The sequence below is a fragment of the Methanosarcina acetivorans C2A genome (assembly GCF_000007345.1).
GTDB lineage: Archaea > Halobacteriota > Methanosarcinia > Methanosarcinales > Methanosarcinaceae > Methanosarcina > Methanosarcina acetivorans.
On sequence record NC_003552.1, the window covers coordinates 1,220,726 to 1,237,927 of the forward strand.

Here is a 17,202-nt window from a genome sequence, read left to right on the forward strand (position 1 = left end):
GATACAATGAAGAAAGGAGGAAAGATTTCTATTACGGCTTGAATCAGGGAGTTTCAGTTCTTCGAGTTCAGCAGATCTAAAAAGAATACATGCGTCTTCGGTTAAGTAAGGAATCATGATAAATTGCCTCCATTTTCGTAATAGTTCTCAAAAACTGTATCCCATCGGGAGTTGGAACTGGGTATCGATTTCATGTAAATAGGACAAAATTTAAGGCGACTTTTGGTGCGAAATCGATATCCTTCAGGCAAGAAAATTCCTTAACCGATGACCAATGGAAAAGAATACAATGATACTGATCAGGAACATACAATGATACTGATCTGGAACATACAATGATACTGATCAGGAGCTTCGTACTGGAGAAAATCCTTGTTGACCGGGAAACGGTTTTTTAAATCCTGTAAATTTCAAACCTTTTCCGGATTTTTGTTTTCCAGAATTTCCTTCAATTCCTTTTCCAGTTTTTTCCTCCTTATATCCAGGTGATCGGCTTTCAGGTTAAGGCTTTGAAGCTGTCTTGAACGCATTTCCGGCTCAATTATTTCCTCTGTTTCTTCCATTTGTTTTTTCATGGATTCGAACTCGGTTTTGACCTCTTCTTTCCGGGCTTTTAAGAATTCCAGTTTTCCTGAAAGTTCTGCTTTTCTATTCTGTTCCGGTACACTGCTTACCTGCTGTTTCAGGTCCTTTTCTTTTCTTTCCAGGTTCAGGAGAACAAGTTCGATCTTGCCCAGGATTTCGGCTTCTATTGCTTTGTCAAAGATGATTTCTTCAGGCTTCTTTTCCTGAGGTTTTTCAGGCACTTCGGCTTTCAGGGGCTCTTTTGGGGGGATGAAAACGGTCCCTTCTTTCAGGATCCTCTGGTTCATGAAGTTGGGGGAGACGATTTCTACATCAGCTTCGTGCAGGGAGTCCAGGACAGCTTTTTTGAAGTCCGATCGAGCTGTGATAAGGCTCTCAATGTTCTTTAAGAGCCCTCCGACCTTGTACGTGACCGAAAAGTCCCCGAGTTCCAGGACGTGGACGAAAGGGTTTTCAAGCCCTATTTTTTCTGCGGCCAGGAGCAGGTTTTTTTCGATTTTCTGGCGGGGGACATCGTAGCCAAGGGAGACGCAGGTAGAGATAATGGTTCCCGAAGTCCTGATTGTTTTTAATGGGTTTGAGACCAGTTTGAGGTTCGGAAAGGTTACCAGGTCCCTGTCTATCGACTGGACCTCCGTGTGCAGGATGTGGATGTCGGTAACTCTCCCGAAGAAGTTCCCGCTTTCAATGTAATCTCCTGCCCGGAAGGGCTTTATAACTTTCAGCATGATCCCGGACATCGCATTTGCAATAAAAGTGGTGGAGGAAAGCGCAACTGCAGCCCCGGCAATAATTCCGAGCAGGCTGAGAATCGACTCCTTGTACTGGACTGCAATCGGAAGGCTGAACACGACAAAAATGAGGCCGATACTGAGGATGACAAACTGGATTAGCTGCTTTGCAAATTTCACGTCTGTGTGGAGAAGCTTTGTCCTGGCAAGCAGGCGGTCAACTGCAAAAATCAGAAAAAGGGTAACCGCCACTGTAATAATACTTACAAGATAGTCCCCAAGAATCTGGGATAAATAGCTCAGCTTCTTTTCCCCCTCTAATTTCTTCCTCTAATTTCTTCCTCTAATTTTTAACTTCTCCTTTTTTCTTTTTTGCCGTCATGATTCCCTTAAATAATTTTTTTCTGTCAAGCTCGGCTATATCTTCTTACATCCTGTTATACCCTATTACGTCCTGTTAGCTCTTTTCGTATCCTGTCAATTACTGTTAATTTGTTTCTGATGCTTGATATTATTAACTTCAAAACTTGTGGGTGAAGCAGGGGCTCAGGTCTGGGTCTTGTCTTTGTCAAAAAATTCGTAGAAATGCATGGGGGGAAGGTATGGGTAAACTCCTATCTGAAAAGGAAAGTACTTTTACTTTTACTCCTACCTGATCTCGTGGGCCGTAATTTTCTTCTTCCCGTCCTGCGGGAAATAACTTTAAAAGCTCTTAAATAAATTATTGTGGATAAATTCTTGTGATAGGTGAACTGGATATGAAAATCGCAGTATGCGGGAAAGGCGGAAGTGGAAAGAGCACGATTTCTGCGCTCCTGGCAAAGCAGATGGCAAAAACAAAGAACGTGCTTGTGCTCGATACCGATGAATCCAACTACGGGCTACATGGCCAGCTCGGGCTTGCGGCTCCAAGGGACCTTATGGAGTACTTCGGAGGAAAACAGGGTTTCAAGCAAAAACAGAGAGCTCCGAAGACTGCTCCTCTAGGCGGGCTTGCAGTTCCTGGGGCTTTGGGAGGCCAGCCGAAGTCCCGCTTTTTTGAAGAGAGGTGGAGCTTTTCCGACCTGCCTCCGGAATTCGTGGAAGAGAGGGGAAAGATAAGGCTCATGGCAATTGGAAAAATCCATGAGTTCGGGGAAGGCTGTGCCTGTCCTATGGGGGTCCTCACACGGGAATTTCTCGAAAACTTGGATCTTGCAGAAGATGATATCGTTCTCGTGGACACGGAAGCTGGCGTGGAGCATTTCGGGCGAGGAGTTGCAAAGGATTTTGACACGATCCTGGTTGTGGTAGACCCCTCCTTTGAATCCCTTAAGTTGTCCAAAAAGTTCGATGAGCTCGGGGAACAGGCCGGAAACAGGGTTTTCTTTGTGCTGAACAAAGTTGAGGAGGACATTAAAGGCGAGCTACTTGAAGCGGTTGATTCCTCGAAAGTTGCCGCGGTGATTCCGGCAGACAGGGAACTTTTCAGGGCGTCCCTGAAAGGTGCGGAATTCGATATTGAACTTGATGGAATCGCAGAACTTGCGGAGTTCCTGGATCAGAATTGATTCATGAACCGGGCCTGTGAACCAGTACATTTAATTTTGCCCATTTTAATTTTTCCGGGCAGCCCTTCTCTTTTTTTGATACTTTACTTTCAGGGACTCAGCCCTGAGTGAATTTTCTTTCTTATTAGTCTGCTTAAGCGAGTGAAGACGATGAAACGGACGGAGCACTGACGAGCCTTAACTCGACTAGTGCAACTCCACGGGAAAATTCCGGACAATTATCCGAAAGTATATTATTGATCGTGTTATTTGAATAATGCAAAAGTTTTACTTAGTCTATGGACAGCAGGTCTTGTTTACCGGAGCTGTCTTTTCCTGGATTTCTTACTTATTTAACACTGATTAACAGGGAAATGCATTTTTAGAATTGCATTTTCCCTGTTTTAATTGTGGAGATGATGATTATGACTACACGCGAGTACATGCTTGGAAACGTGGCAATCGCCCGGGGCCTTCTGGAAGGCGGCGTACAGCTAGCTGCAGGCTATCCGGGAACTCCTTCTTCGGAGATTATAGACACGCTTGCTTCCCGGGAGGGCCGGGACTACTATATAGAATGGTCCGTGAACGAAAAGGTTGCAATGGAAGTGGCAGTCGGAGCCGCCTGGGCCGGGGTGCGTTCGGTGGTGACCATGAAGCACGTCGGGTTAAATGTTGCAGCCGACCCCTTCATGACCCTCGCCTATGCAGGGACAAAAGGCGGGTTGATCGCAATTGTGGCTGATGACCCTTCCTGCCACTCTTCCCAGAACGAGCAGGATACAAGGCGTTATGCCCAGTTTGCCCTTGTGCCCTGTTTTGATCCCTCAACCCCTCAGGAAGCCAAGGATATGATTCCTTATGCTTTTGAGTTTTCTGAAAAATTTGAAATTCCGGTTATCTTCCGACCCACAACCAGGATCTCCCATGGGAAATCCGATATCGAGCTAGGGGGAATTCCGACAGACAAACCCGAGCCTAATTTTGAAAAACTGCTCGACCGCTGGGTCATGCTGCCCAAGAATGCTCGGCCCCGCCATACCCATCTCCTCTCGATCCAGAAGGCAATGGAGGACGCGCTTGCCGAATCCCCCTGGAACTCCCTGGAACTGAAACCTGATGCAAAACTCGGGGTAATAGGAGCAGGTATCGCATCCGTTTATGCAAAAGAGGCCCTGGAGGAACTGGGGCTTGAAGCATCCTTCCTGAAGATAGGGACCTATCCTGTCCCGAAAAAGCTTATTCTGGAAATGCTTGAAACAGTAAATGCTGTTCTTATCTTTGAAGAACTCGAACCGATTGTGGAAGAGCAGGTAAAGCTGATTGCGCAGGAAGCCGGCCTTCCGGTTACGGTCATGGGAAAAGCTGGCAGCTTTGTCCCGCGGGAAGGAGAACTGGACATCAGCGCTTTCCTCGAAGCCCTGAAGAAAGCTTTTGACTTGGATGTCGAACCCGAAACAGGAAGCATTTCCCTTGAACTTGCTCCCCGCCCGCCTGCCCTCTGCGCCGGCTGTTCTCACAGGGCAACTTTCTATTCCATGAAGAAGGTTTTTGGAAAAGATGCTATCTACCCGAGCGATATCGGCTGTTATACCCTCGGGATTCAGAGCGGAACCGTTGAGACCACGCTCTGCATGGGCTCAAGCATAAGCATTGCATCGGGGCTTTACCATGCAGGAGAAAAGCGCCCGATCTGCTGTTCCATCGGGGATTCAACCTTTTTCCATACAGGTATGAACTCGCTTTTGAATGCGGTCTTCAACAAAGCCAATATTACGGTCACAATTCTTGACAACCGCATCACGGCCATGACCGGGCACCAGCCAAACCCCGGAGTCGGCTATACGATTACCGGAGAGCCAACTGTTGAGGTCTCGCTTGCCGAACTCTGCAGGGCTATGGGAACCGGATCCGTGGCGGTTGTTGACCCCTACAACCTGGAAGAGACTCAGGAAGCTTTCAAAGCCGCAAAGGATTTCGAAGGCACAGCCGTGGTTATTGCAAAACAGCCCTGTGTAATCTCAGGCAAGAGGGCGGGGATCAAAAGGATCCCGTATGTCGTTGATCCTGAAAAGTGCGAAGGCTGCAAGCAATGTGTTAAGTTCGGCTGCCCTGCAATCGAATTTGATGAGGAAAACAAGCGTGCTGTTATTACTGCCCTCTGCAGCGGGTGTGGAGTCTGTGCGCAAATCTGCAAGTTTGATGCTATCCGGGAGGTGAAGAGATGAGCGAGAGAGCCGGAGTAAAGAAAATCGACCTTTTGATCACGGGTGTTGGCGGGCAGGGGGCAATCCTTGCATCGGACATTATCGGAAAAGCCGCAGTCGTTTCAGGGATTCCCATTCGGGCAGCCGAGACCCATGGCATGGCACAGCGCGGAGGTTCGGTTGTAAACCACATAAGGCTGGGTTCCGATTTCGGGTCAATGATCCCTAAAAAAGGAGCCGATATCATGCTTGCCCTTGAACCCATGGAAGCGGTTCGGTACCTTGATTTCCTGAAAGACGGCGGAGTGATTATAGTTAATACTCAACCTATCATCCCCGTAACCGTTACTTCCGGAATGGCAAAGTACCCGGATGTCCAGGAAATCCTTGACACCCTTTCGGAAAAATACATAGTCAAAGCCTTTAATGCAGACGACCTGGCTTATGAAGCCGGGAGCAGGCTTGCAATGAACGTGGCAATGGTTGGGGCAGTTTCCGGTTACCTGCCTGTTCCGAAAGAATCCCTGCTTGAGAGCGTGAAGGCTCTTGTACCGCAGAAAACAATCGAGATTAATGTCAGGGCTTTTGAGATGGGGAGAAGAAAAGTAGAGGAAAGCTGAAAGTAGGGAAGACTTCAGTCTTCTACTTTTTTCTCTATTTTGTTTTGTATCTTTCATTCGGAAGGTAAACATATAGATTAATATTATTAATTTTATACCTCTTTCCCGGTCTTCCCATGACAGAGAAAAACAGCAGTAGAAGAGTTGAATCCTCCTTAAAACGTACAAGGTTCTTAGGTAACCTCGGCCTTATCAGGCTGTCCTACAATTACCTCCGGTAATAAATGAAATCCTTCTTTTTTGATTTAAAGGGCTTATTTGCTTTCTTTTTAGCACTTTTTTATTACTACCAATAATTGTCGGACATCCCCTTATGACTGGAGTTTTCAGAGAACTTGAAGTTGACAAACTGATCGATGAGAAACTTCCAAAAGAAAGAGATCACACCGTCCCTCACTCAGTTTGCATCTTTGCCATGGTAATCAATGGTCTTGGTTTCATAGGGCAACGTCTGTACCTGTTCCCTGATTTTTTCAAAAACATTTCTACGGAAAGGCTTTTAGGAGACGGTATGACAAGAGAAGACCTGAATCAATACGTTATCGGAGAGACTCTTGACAGAATCGTCAGATACGGCCCTACAAAACTGTTTACGGAAATTACTCTTCACATTATGGCTCGTCTACCTATTCCTGTTCACTGTTTACACGCTGACACTACAAGTGTCAGCGTTTATGGGGATTATGATGACGAAGAAACTGAGTTTATTGACATTACTTTTTGAGTTCCTGAAAACGGAAGATAGGATCTCAAGCAGTTTGTGCCGAGCTTGATTGTTAATCAGCATGGGATACCTCTTTTCATGAATACACATTCAGGAAATGCTTCAGACAAAAACACAATTCTGGAAGGAATAAAATCTCTTAAATCAGTTTTAAGACCTGAAAGCAAAGTGTACTATGCCGCTGATAGTTCCTTTTATACAGACAATAATATCCAGAACATAGGAAGGTCATTATGGATCAGTCGTGTTCCTGCAACAATTACCGAGGCAAAGGAACTGATAGCTTCAAATATGAACTTGCAAACGCTAAAAAGTGATGAGAGGTACTCATTCTATCGAACTTTTGTGGAATATGGCGGAATAAAACAAAAGTGGGTTTTGTTGCTTTCTCACAAGATGAAAGAGAAGAAAGAGCAAACTCTAAGGATGAAGCTTGACAGAGAGGTTGAAAAAGCAGAGAAGTCTTTTAAAAAGCTGAAAGGAGAAAATTTCTTCTGCGAAGAGGATGCATTAAAAGCCGCAGAGAAATGGATTGCAGATTTCCCTTCTGTCTCACTTGAAAAAGTAGATGTGAAATCCACTAAAAAACGTAAATCGGGTAAAAGAGGAAGACCTTGAAAAGATGAGGAATTAAAGACTTATTACAGGATAGATGGCAGCATAAAGGTTAATGATGCTTTTTTTTGAAAAAAATGGAGAAAATGGGACTTTTCATCCTTGCGAGTAATGTTATCAGTCTTTCTCCTGAAGAGATGCTGAAGTATTACAAAGGTCAGGATAACGTGGAAAAAGGATTCAGCTTCTTGAAAAGTGATACATTTAGCATATCGAAAGTTTACCTCAAGAACAAAAAGAGAATTGAAGCGCTGACTATGATAATGGTTCTCAGCTTAATGATTTATTCAATTGCAGAATGGAAATTATGGACAAAATTAGACGAAGAAAATGAAACGGCTCCAGATCAAAAAGGGAAACCAACAAAAAGACCTACAATGAGATGGATATTTTTCAATTTCCAGGGAATTACAGAACTTATTTCTCAGAACGAAGGACAAATGAAATCAGAAATATTGAATATGGAGGAGATTCACTGGATGATATTGAGGCTAATGGGGAAGAAATATGAAAATGTCTATCTCTGATTAAGTTAACATGCCGAATAAACGTTATATATCCACATTAAATAATTATATTACTTTAATTATTTTAATTATCTCCTATTAATATAAAGTGTAGAAGTTTTTTGTAATTAAAGACTAGGTTTTTAATTAAATAGTAAAAAATATATTCAATTAATATGAAATTAACTTTAAAGAGTGCGATTACTAAACTCTATGACCCTTAAGTGAAAATGAAGGAGATAATGGTGGATGGAACAGATAAAAAACTGTTTAATTGATTATCTGAAAGCCAATTCTTTTATGGATAAAGATACTCACCTGGAAGACAGCGATTCTCTTACTCAAAACGGCATCATAGATTCGATTGGCCTTCTGGAACTAATTGACTATATTACTGAGAAATACTCTATCGAAATTCCAGAAGAAATGTTGACACCGGAAAATTTTGACACTCTACAGGGAATTAGCAATATGATACACAAACTGGCGAAGTAAAAAGAAGTGAAAAATATGCGAATTGATGCGTATATATCAGAATACGCCAGAAAAACTCCTCAAAGCGTTGCCCTGGAAGATAGCAAAAACTCGGTTTCCTATGGCTGTCTCGAGAAGGACATAAGTAATATAGCTTTATATCTGAAGGATTTTAAACGTTCCAGATTTACAATACTTGCAGAATCCGATATACAGTATGTAAAACTTCTCCTGGCTGTATACCGGTCTGAAAATATTGCAATCCCACTGCCAATAGAATTTCCCAGGTTCAGCCTTGAACGAATTCTTGATTCTGCCCATGTCAACAATATAATTACAACAGATACTCAGTACTCAAGGTTTGGGAAGAGCTTTTTTGAGCGTTTCGGAACTGTCGTTGTTACTTACAATGATATGTCAGTAAATATCCTCCGTAAGGAGATTAAAGACGAAACCAACAATCCTGAACTGAGATTGGTTCTCTATACTTCCGGCACAACAGGTACTCCAAAAGGGGTCATGTTGAGTGACAGGAACCTGATAGCAAACGGAGAATCAATAATAGGAGTGCTTGGCATAACTTCTGAAGATAAAGGAGCGCTTGTGATATCTCCGCATCACGCTTTTGGAAACTCTATTCTCAATTCCCATCTGATGGCTGGAGGTTCTGTCCGAATAGGAACAATGAATTTTATGAATTCTGTTTTTAATCTGATAGGGTCAGGAGTATCAATTTTTTATGGCGTGCCCAGCACCTATCGCATGCTTCTCAAGTATCCAGATAGGTTCAGGCAGGTTTTTACCGGTGTCAGAACCGCTGCTTCAGCAGGCGGAGGTATGGATAGGTCAATCGTAAAAGAGATCCGAGAGCTTGCTCCGTGGCTTGAAATTCTGCCAATGTATGGGCAGACCGAAGCTACGGCAAGGCTTGCCTATGTGCCGGCAGAAGACGTGGATAAATTTATTGATACGATAGGAAAAGCAATTCCTGGAGTTACTCTGGACGTCTTTGACTTTGAGTGCAGATCGGTAGAGCCAAACATAGAAGGTGAGCTGGTTGCCAGAGGGGAAAATATCCTGATAGGTTATCTTGATGATGAAATTGCTACTAAGAGTAAGGTTGTAAACGGATGGCTTCATACAGGAGATCTTGCACAAAAACTGCCCAATGGATATATCCGGCTGCTTGGGCGCAAAGATGACATTATAAAAATCGGGGACCATCGTGTGAATCCCAGAGAAATTGAAAGATATATAGAGGAGAATAACACGGTCTCCAGGGTTTTTGTTGTGCCTGTATCTCATGAACTTATGGGGACTGCTATTAGCCTCATGGTCATGCCTGCGGAAGGGACAGAAATTGAAGCCCTTTATGCTTTTTGCAGGAAGAATTTTCCAGGTTATCTCTGCCCAAGAGAAATACTTTTTATCGATTATATCCCGTTGAGCGAGAACGGGAAAATATCCAATAGATCAATAATAGAGGAATACCAGCATGTCAAAAGTAGTATGTAAAAAGTGTATTCTGGATTCTGATATTCCAGGTATAACTATTAATATGGAAACTGGTTTCTGCCATTTTTGTGAAACTTATGCTCCTCTCTCTCTTCAGGAAAAGGGCGAGTACTTGGCAAAAATTGAAGAACTTTTTGAAAAACACCGGGGAAAAGGCAACTACGATGTTATCTATGCACTTTCCGGTGGGAAAGACTCTTCATACACGCTTTACAAACTCAAAAAAGACTATCCTTTCCTGAAGGTTCTTGCTGTCCAGTTTAATAACGGATTCATTTCCGAAGGCGCAGTAAAAAACGCAAAAAAAATATGCAAAATAACAGGCTCCGACTACTACCAGCTGACAATGCAAAATAAGATTCTTTATGATACATTCCGAAAGGCAGCCGAATCATATGATGCGTTTCCCAAGTTCGCTAAGTATAGAGCCAGCGACATATGCAATATCTGTATAACTATCATCAAACAGAAACTGATAGAGCAGGCAATTGTTCAGAAAGTACCTTTTATTGTATTTGCTTTCACGGCCGGGCAATCTCCAAACCCCATAATAAACCTTTCACCTAATTTTATAAAATGGTCCAGAAACATGTTTGAAACACAACTTCAAAAGATAGGCATCCATGACAAGGACGAACTTTTCCTGGTCAAAAATAAAGTTATTGAAGATCTGGAGGGAAGTGCTCCGAGTATCCTTCACCCACTTTGTCTATGGGAATATAGCGAGGATAAAGTACTTGAGACACTTCTGGAGATCGGATGGGAACCACCTGGAATCAATGACAGTAACTCAACCAACTGTACATTAAACTCTTTTGCCTGCTATAACCATCTGGAAAAATATGGGTTCCATCCATATACCTTTGATATAGCAGGGCTTGTCAGAAGCGGAGAAATGTCAAGGGAAGAAGGGCTTGAAAAAATTAATCAGGAACTTTCAAGACCGTTAATAGAAGAAGCTGCAAAGAAGCTTAAGTTGAATCTCAAAGAAGATTAAGTTGAGTTTTAAAGAAGCTCAAAATAAACACTCAAATTCTTTTAATTGAACATTAAAATCACTTCAGGAGAAAATATTATGCAGGAAACGGAAGAACCCAGTGTTAAGATAACGGAAGAACTCAACAAGGATATTGAAAATCTGGCATTAAACATCAGGGGTTTTATTAAAAGCCAGATCTCAGGTTTTAAGAAAAAAGGAGCTGTTCTGGGAGTATCGGGTGGAATTGATTCAGCTGTAGCCCTTACCCTCTGCGTACAGGAACTGGGAAAGGAACATGTTTATGGTCTTATACTTCCTGAGAAAGAGTCAGCCCCTTCAAGTAAAGTTCTGGGCGCAGAAATCTGTGAAAGCCTGGGTGTAGCATACGAGGAAGTCCCAATCTCTCCAATTGTGGAATCCCTTAACATTTATGAGAAGAAAGAGCAGGTTATAAAGAGAGCCTGTCCTGAATACGATCCTGCAATACACAAAACTTCGCTAATCTTCCCGGATTTCCTTGACCAGGAACTCCTGAACGTTCCTTATATCCGGCTGATAAAGGACGGCGAGACGGTCGGAAAGTACAGGTTGAAGGCTAATGACTATCTGGAGCTGATCGGGTTGCAGGGTGTCAAACAGCGGTCCAGAATGATAGTCCAGTACATGTATGCTGAGAAGATGAATTACGCTGTGTGCGGCACAACCAACAAGACTGAAGTTGCCCTTGGTCAGTTTGTCAAATATGGAGATGGAGGTGTGGACCTCGAACCTCTGGCTGACTGTTATAAGACCCAGATCTATGCTCTTGGAAAACATTTGAATATCAATGACGAGATCATGAGACGCCCCCCAAGTGCTGACACATGGAGCCATTATACGACTGATGAGGAATTCTACTGGCGTATGCCCATGCACATCATGGATCAGCTGCTGTATTCTCAGGAACACGATTTACCTCCTGGTGTTATTAGTGAAAACACAGATCTGTCAACGGATAAGATAGAGAAGGCTTTAAAGCACATCAGAAGAATTAAAAACACCACAGAATATATTAGGGCTGTTCCGCCTGTATATTATCTTAATAGATAATTATCTTAATAGATAAATTGAAGGCAACGGGTAGAAAAAATGATTTTTTAGCCAGAGCCAGAAATAAATTATTATGGTCATAAATAAGGTTTTTACGGCTTTGCCTTCTGTAAGAACACCATAAAACCAACCATTAACGTATCTGAACAATCTGTACTTGAGAAGATGTTTCAAACATAAATTTTTTTCTTTAAGACAGATAACTTGAATTTAATTAAAGGTGAACTGTTATAGCCTAACATAAATTAATTCAGTAGCTCAAGTGTGTAACTATGAATACCAGGGTTTCTATTGTCCGCTGCAATGACTATTCGGAAGCAAAAGATGCGATCAGAGAATCACTAAGCCTGATAGGCGGTCTTGAGACTATCATATCTCCCGGCAACCAAGTACTGCTTAAGCCAAATGTCCTTTCCATTCGACCTCCAGAGGACGCTGTCACCACTCATCCGGCAGTAGTCGCTGCAATGTGCGAACTGGTTAAAGAGGCAGGAGGTGTTCCGGTAGTAGGTGATGGGTCCGGAATTATAAGGCCCGGGTCTACCAGTACTTCTCAGGCGTTGAAGGTGTCAGGTATTGAAGCTGTTGCTTTCAGTTGCGGGGCAGAACTCATCAATTTTGAGACTTCAGGATATGTAGAGGTTGATGTTCCTGGCTCAAGGCAGTTCCCTCGTCTGCACATAGCAAAAGCAGTACTTGAAGCAGATGTAGTAATTTCCCTTCCTAAACTCAAGACACATGAGCTCACGCTCTATACGGGAGCGGTCAAAAATTTCTTTGGGGCCATTCCTCAGAAAACAAGAAAACAGGCACATGCCCTTGAAGACCGTAACCGTTTTGGAAATGCCATTGTTGATATATACTCGGTTGTCAAGCCTCAGATCTCAGTTATGGATGGCGTGATCGGAATGGAAGGAAATGGCCCTTCGGGAGGTACGCCTGTAAAGGCAGGAGTGATAATGGCAAGTCATGACTGCGTGGCTCTGGATATCATAGCTTCCGAGCTTATAGGGATCGACCCTATGAAAGTTCCTACAAACAGAGCTGCAATCTCAAGAGGGTTTGGGACGGAACATCCAGAGGTTGTTGGTACACCTTTTGAAGAAGTAAAAGTCAGGTTTAAAAGCCCTGAGGGTGGAGTTACTGCTTATGTCCCCTCTTTTCTAATGAGGATACTTCGAACTCAGTTAACTGTAAAACCTTTTATCAATACCTCAAACTGTAAACTTTGCAAAGCTTGCGTTTTGAACTGTTCGGTACATGCCATTGAAGAAACAGGCAGTGCACTCAAAATCAACCAGGAAAAATGTATCCAGTGTTACTGCTGCCGGGAACTATGTCCTAGCGACGCGGTGGAAATAAAGAAATCGATGCTTTTAAAGCTTGTGACCAGGATTAAACGCTAAAGAAAAGTTTATTTAAATATCAGTTTCTGTATCAATATTCTCTCACATTTCGAATACTGGACGCAGGAAAAGGGTACTTTCTGGTGAAAGAGTATGATAAGCAACAATTATTTTTCATTATAAAATTGGGAAGGCAACACCATGATATCCAACAGAGATAAAGTGACTTTTGGTGAAGTATCCAATCACTATCATAGTAATAAAATCTTATTTGGATTCAGGTATCTGAAGAACTGGTTTTTAGAACAGCTTGCATCAGTTTTTCCTGTTCCTTCCTGGAGAGCAAAATTGCACAAAATGAGGGGAGTAAATATTGGGAAAAACGTATACGTCGGTTATGGTGTGGTTTTTGATCGGCTCCACCCTGAGCTAATCACAATTGGAGATTATGCAGAGATTGGTGACCGGTGTATACTGTCTGCCCATACAAGAGGCAGTTTAACTACAAGACAAGCGTATCCGAGAACCATGGCTCCAATCAAAATAGGATCCGGAGTTTCTATTAACCCGGGATGTATCATTATACAGGGAGTCGAGATTGGTGAAAACTCGATAATAGGAATAGGGTCCGTAGTTACGAGAGATATCTCCCCAAACAGTCTTGCTCTTGGCTACCCTGCCAGAGTTGTTAAAAAGCTTGATGGCGTAGGTGAGCTCCAAACCTGATTTTGATGTTTCCTGCTTATTTTTTGAGTCTCGATACTTTTTTCTTTTATTCAAACTTTGGAGGTTCAAATTCTTTCTTCTATTTTTTGTCCTGTAAATTCTGAGCCAAATTTTATTGTTTTTTGTTATAACTCAGCCCCGAATACTCTTATAAAAATAAAGTGGAAAATAAATTAGAAAAATGAGATAAGAAAACAAGAAATTAGAAACGAAAAAAAGATAACTGGAAAAGATAACTGGAAAAGAGAAATGAAAAGAGAAATGAAAAGAAAATGAAAAGAAAATGAAAAGAAAATGAAAAAAAGATAATAAAAATAAGCTGAAAGATTAAAAGGAAAGTTCACTTTTCGGGCCTGTATTTGAACTCAAAACCAAGATGACTCAGGGCAAAGAGCGCCATCATTATCACCGAACAGATAAAAAAGACCGATGCAAGAGATGCTGTCATATAATAAAGAATTCCATTTTCCTGAAAGCCCACGTCCATCAACGAAAATACACTCACCTTTTCTTCATATAAAGGGAATAAATATTCAGTACCACCTTCTCCTATATCATCAAGCAATAAATGCGTAAGGAAAGCAGCTTCTCCAAAGAGCCCCAGGTAAATTGCTTTTCCGAGGTTTCTGTATGCAATGTATCCTACTAGCGTTCCGAAAAGGATTGCAGTAGAGCTGAACAGAATCGAATGTGTTGCAATCGGACCGATCCAGCAGTGTTCTAGAGTACCTTTTACGGGTAAATTATACAGGATCATAATGTCCGGAAATAACGTGCACAGACTGCCTACAAACAGGAGTAACAGGGGCTGCCGCAGTCTCCTGAATGAAAGCTCTTTAAGGGAAGTTAACCTGAATATGGCGTAGACAGCTACTGCGCTCATGCAGAATATAAAGAACAGAACATGTGCAACGGGATAGGGCATGACAAGACACTTTTTGAAATATATATATGTCAAAAAGAATATGTTTCGAAAATATATAAGATTTATTACAAATATTCTTTGAGAATTTAATAAAAATTATTTATTTTCAATAAATTATAACTCATTTTATTTATTTTATCTGAGGATTAGAACTTAATAGAAAGTCTGCCATCTTCGTTTTGATCTATTTTCAGATTAAGTGCCGAAGTGATCTACAACCGGCTATCATAACAATTGAAATAAAGTAATAGTGAATTGCTCCTTCATGCTTTCTTCAAAAGAGAAGACGGAGCTTCCTACTTCATTCCCTCTTCTTCTGAAGACGAGTCCATAGGCTCTTCCCCACGTTCCGTAGGTGTTGAATTATAATTCAGACTGTAATTAGATTTTGATCTTGAAGTGCAAATTTCTTAATGTTGATTGCAGCATTTACATCCCTCATGCAATGTATTACATTCAGGACAAATCCATTCCCTATCTTTAAGGCTAGTACCTTGACAGCTTAGTTGTGTTTTATCCCGAAATTATTTCGCGCTAAATATGTCGGTTGTAATCCCTTATCTTTTTCGACGATAGCTGAGATCCAGGGGATCTCAGCCCGTCGAGTTCAGCAGATCTACAAAGAATACGTTGAAACTGGTCAGCTTCCTCAAGTTGGCATTAATCTTGGAAGACCAAAGAACCCCTTATCCTCCTCTGATAAGGAATTGATTGACCAAACTTACTCTGATTATAAGTTTGGAGCCTGTTACCTTGAGATTCTCATCGAAGGCAAATATAATCGTAAGATATCTCATAACAGAATCCATAACTATCTACTTAGCATGGACCTTGCCAAGGAAAACCGAAAAAAGAAACAGAGAAGAAAATGGTGTAGATACGAACGCGAACACAGCATGTCTGCTGCACACATCGATTGGCATGAGAATCCCCTGTTAGGACTTCAAGTCTGTGCCATTCTTGATGATTCATCAAGAATGATAATTGCAGGTGGAGAGTACGTTCATTGCAACACGGAGAACACCATTAAAGTGATTGATGAACTTGTTAAAGAGTACTGGGACATATACCCTTTAAGAGAGCTCATTATGGATCATGGAAGTGAATTCGGAGCTCACAGGATTAATAAGGATAGTTCATGGGATAGTGACTTTAAAAGATGCATTGAAGAACTTGGAATCAAACCAATACTTGCAAGGGTAAGACATCCTCAGACAAACGGAAAAATAGAGAAATGGTTCGATACATATCAAAGGTTTAGAGGAGAGTTTGAATCATTTGAAGAATTCGTACAGTGGTATAACAAGAGGCCTCATGGAGCTTTGAAACTTGAACAGTTAGAATCGCCACAGGAAGCATTCTGGAATAGATTACCAGTTGAGGCAAAGTTCAGAATAGGAGTGAGATTGTTTGGGTGGTGAAAACATGGACAAGAGGAAAAAAGTTTCAAAGCGAAATTATTTCAGGACAAAACATTGACAGCTTAGTTGTGAGTCACTTATATACTTTGAGTTCTTTTTATATCTTATGTTAAATATTAATCTTAACAATAATGAAGTGAAATTCCTTACAAACTTTATAAAAAAAGGACTGAAAAGTGCAAGATCAATTACCAGAGCACGTATTCTACTACTGGCAAATCAGGGAAAAGGAGACACCGAGATTGCAAAAACGTTAGGTGTTGGTAGGAGCACCGCTTTAAGGATAAGGAAAAGATATCTTGAAGAAGGTCTACAAAGTGCTTTGGTAGATAAGCCAAGATCAGGTCAACCTAAAAAATATAATGAAAGGCATACTGCAGAAATAGTAGCTTTAACATGCACCAAGCCTCCTGAAGGAAGAAAGAGATGGTTGCTTGCACTGCTCTGTGAGGAATTGAGAAAAAAAGAAGGCTTTGAAACGATAAACAAAGAAACTATCAGACTTATTTTGAAAAAGAATAAAATTAAACCCTGACTGAAAAAAATGTGGTGCATTGAAACGATTAATTCTGAATACAGAAAGAGAATGTACGACGTTCTTGACCTGTACGAAGAAGATTACGACCCGAAAAGACCTATTATCTGTCTCGATGAGAAACCCATACAACTTATCGAAGATAAGCGAAAGCCCATTCCAATGAAGCCTGGAAGTCCAGAGAAGTATGATTATGAGTACACCAGGAATGGAGTGGCAAACATATTCATAGCTGTAGAATTCAAAGCAGGAAAAAGGGTCACTCAAGTTACTCAAAGAAGAACAATGACAGATTTTGCACGATTCATGAAACTTCTTGTCATCGATGAATATTCAGAAACTGAAGTAGTCCGGGTAGTTACAGATAATCTCAATATCCACAAAGAGAAATCATTCTATGAAACATTCAGCGAAGATGAAGCTGAAAAGATTCTGGAAAAGATAGAATTTCATTACACGCCAAAACATGCAAGTTGGCTCAATGCAGCCGAAATAGAGATTAGTGTGATGGATGAAGAATGTACTGATAGGCGAATAGGTGACATTGGAATGCTGACGAATGAAGTGGATGCTTGGACCAGGAGAAGAAATGAAGATAAAAAGAAAATAAACTGGAAGTTCACAAAGAAAATTGCTAATGAGAAGATGTCCAAATATTATGTTTCATAATTAAAT

At 41.5% G+C, this 17,202-nt stretch carries 12 protein-coding genes and 3 pseudogenes; 12 read left to right on the forward strand and 3 right to left on the reverse strand.

What is annotated here, in order from left to right; genetic code table 11:
- Positions 1–410: 410 nt before the first annotated feature.
- The gene (locus MA_RS05335; RefSeq protein ID WP_011021055.1) at positions 411–1,568 is read right to left on the reverse strand and encodes a mechanosensitive ion channel family protein; all 1,158 of its coding nucleotides are present in this window, start codon (positions 1,566–1,568) and stop codon (positions 411–413) included.
- Positions 1,569–2,074: 506 nt separating this feature from the next.
- On the opposite strand from MA_RS05335, the gene MA_RS05340 reads away from it, so the two are divergent.
- The 10 genes and pseudogenes from MA_RS05340 (at position 2,075) to MA_RS05385 (ending at position 13,646) form a co-directional block, all read left to right on the forward strand.
- The gene (locus MA_RS05340) at positions 2,075–2,866 is read left to right on the forward strand and encodes a zeta toxin family protein (protein WP_011021056.1); all 792 of its coding nucleotides are present in this window, start codon (positions 2,075–2,077) and stop codon (positions 2,864–2,866) included.
- A 404-nt stretch (positions 2,867–3,270) separates the two neighbouring features.
- On the forward strand, positions 3,271–5,073 hold the full coding sequence (gene iorA, locus MA_RS05345; protein ID WP_048065029.1) for an indolepyruvate ferredoxin oxidoreductase subunit alpha: 1,803 nt from the start codon (positions 3,271–3,273) through the stop codon (positions 5,071–5,073).
- Positions 5,070–5,672, forward strand: a complete 603-nt coding sequence (locus MA_RS05350; protein ID WP_011021058.1) for an indolepyruvate oxidoreductase subunit beta — start codon at positions 5,070–5,072, stop codon at positions 5,670–5,672. Before iorA ends, MA_RS05350 begins: the two co-directional genes overlap by 4 nt.
- A 256-nt stretch (positions 5,673–5,928) precedes the next feature.
- A pseudogene (locus tag MA_RS05355) lies at positions 5,929–7,538 on the forward strand (IS1634 family transposase).
- A 228-nt stretch (positions 7,539–7,766) separates the two neighbouring features.
- On the forward strand, positions 7,767–8,012 hold the full coding sequence (locus MA_RS05360; RefSeq protein WP_011021062.1) for an acyl carrier protein: 246 nt from the start codon (positions 7,767–7,769) through the stop codon (positions 8,010–8,012).
- Between the two features lie 15 nt (positions 8,013–8,027).
- Positions 8,028–9,506 carry a class I adenylate-forming enzyme family protein gene (locus MA_RS05365; RefSeq protein WP_011021063.1) on the forward strand — a complete coding sequence of 493 codons (1,479 nt, stop codon included), beginning with the start codon at positions 8,028–8,030 and terminating at the stop codon, positions 9,504–9,506.
- On the forward strand, positions 9,487–10,503 hold the full coding sequence (locus MA_RS05370; RefSeq protein ID WP_011021064.1) for a hypothetical protein: 1,017 nt from the start codon (positions 9,487–9,489) through the stop codon (positions 10,501–10,503). Before MA_RS05365 ends, MA_RS05370 begins: the two co-directional genes overlap by 20 nt.
- Before the next feature lie 78 nt (positions 10,504–10,581).
- Positions 10,582–11,574 (forward strand): NAD(+) synthase, encoded by a 993-nt coding sequence (gene nadE / locus MA_RS05375; RefSeq protein WP_083755877.1) that lies wholly within the window; start codon positions 10,582–10,584, stop codon positions 11,572–11,574.
- Between the two features lie 272 nt (positions 11,575–11,846).
- Positions 11,847–12,980: a DUF362 domain-containing protein gene (locus MA_RS05380; protein WP_011021066.1), complete on the forward strand. Its 1,134-nt coding sequence runs from the start codon at positions 11,847–11,849 to the stop codon at positions 12,978–12,980.
- A gap of 141 nt (positions 12,981–13,121) precedes the next feature.
- The gene (locus tag MA_RS05385; RefSeq protein WP_011021067.1) at positions 13,122–13,646 is read left to right on the forward strand and encodes an acyltransferase; all 525 of its coding nucleotides are present in this window, start codon (positions 13,122–13,124) and stop codon (positions 13,644–13,646) included.
- Positions 13,647–13,986: 340 nt separating this feature from the next.
- Here MA_RS05385 and MA_RS05390 read toward each other — a convergent pair whose 3' ends face one another.
- Positions 13,987–14,529, reverse strand: a complete 543-nt coding sequence (locus MA_RS05390) for a metal-dependent hydrolase (protein ID WP_226990773.1) — start codon at positions 14,527–14,529, stop codon at positions 13,987–13,989.
- 412 nt (positions 14,530–14,941) lie between these two features.
- Positions 14,942–15,059, reverse strand: a pseudogene (locus tag MA_RS29725) (zinc ribbon domain-containing protein); the annotation flags it as partial.
- 18 nt (positions 15,060–15,077) lie between these two features.
- On the opposite strand from MA_RS29725, the gene MA_RS05395 reads away from it, so the two are divergent.
- Together MA_RS05395 and MA_RS25110 are read left to right on the forward strand one after the other, a co-directional pair.
- Complete coding sequence (locus tag MA_RS05395) at positions 15,078–15,992, forward strand: IS481 family transposase (protein WP_011021069.1); 915 nt, start codon at positions 15,078–15,080, stop codon at positions 15,990–15,992.
- A 106-nt stretch (positions 15,993–16,098) separates the two neighbouring features.
- Positions 16,099–17,196, forward strand: a pseudogene (locus tag MA_RS25110) (IS630-like element ISMac17 family transposase).
- Positions 17,197–17,202: the final 6 nt, after the last annotated feature.

What these genes read in the sequence shown, in the direction of transcription:
- MA_RS05340 (WP_011021056.1), top strand. Translation starts at nt 2,075, where the DNA reads ATGAAAATCGCAGTATGCGGGAAAGGCGGAAGTGGAAAGAGCACGATT.
- iorA (WP_048065029.1), top strand. Translation starts at nt 3,271, where the DNA reads ATGACTACACGCGAGTACATGCTTGGAAACGTGGCAATCGCCCGGGGC.
- MA_RS05350 (WP_011021058.1), top strand. Translation starts at nt 5,070, where the DNA reads ATGAGCGAGAGAGCCGGAGTAAAGAAAATCGACCTTTTGATCACGGGT.
- MA_RS05360 (WP_011021062.1), top strand. Translation starts at nt 7,767, where the DNA reads ATGGAACAGATAAAAAACTGTTTAATTGATTATCTGAAAGCCAATTCT.
- MA_RS05365 (WP_011021063.1), top strand. Translation starts at nt 8,028, where the DNA reads ATGCGAATTGATGCGTATATATCAGAATACGCCAGAAAAACTCCTCAA.
- MA_RS05370 (WP_011021064.1), top strand. Translation starts at nt 9,487, where the DNA reads ATGTCAAAAGTAGTATGTAAAAAGTGTATTCTGGATTCTGATATTCCA.
- nadE (WP_083755877.1), top strand. Translation starts at nt 10,582, where the DNA reads ATGCAGGAAACGGAAGAACCCAGTGTTAAGATAACGGAAGAACTCAAC.
- MA_RS05380 (WP_011021066.1), top strand. Translation starts at nt 11,847, where the DNA reads ATGAATACCAGGGTTTCTATTGTCCGCTGCAATGACTATTCGGAAGCA.
- MA_RS05385 (WP_011021067.1), top strand. Translation starts at nt 13,122, where the DNA reads ATGATATCCAACAGAGATAAAGTGACTTTTGGTGAAGTATCCAATCAC.
- MA_RS05390 (WP_226990773.1), bottom strand. Translation starts at nt 14,529, where the DNA reads ATGAGCGCAGTAGCTGTCTACGCCATATTCAGGTTAACTTCCCTTAAA.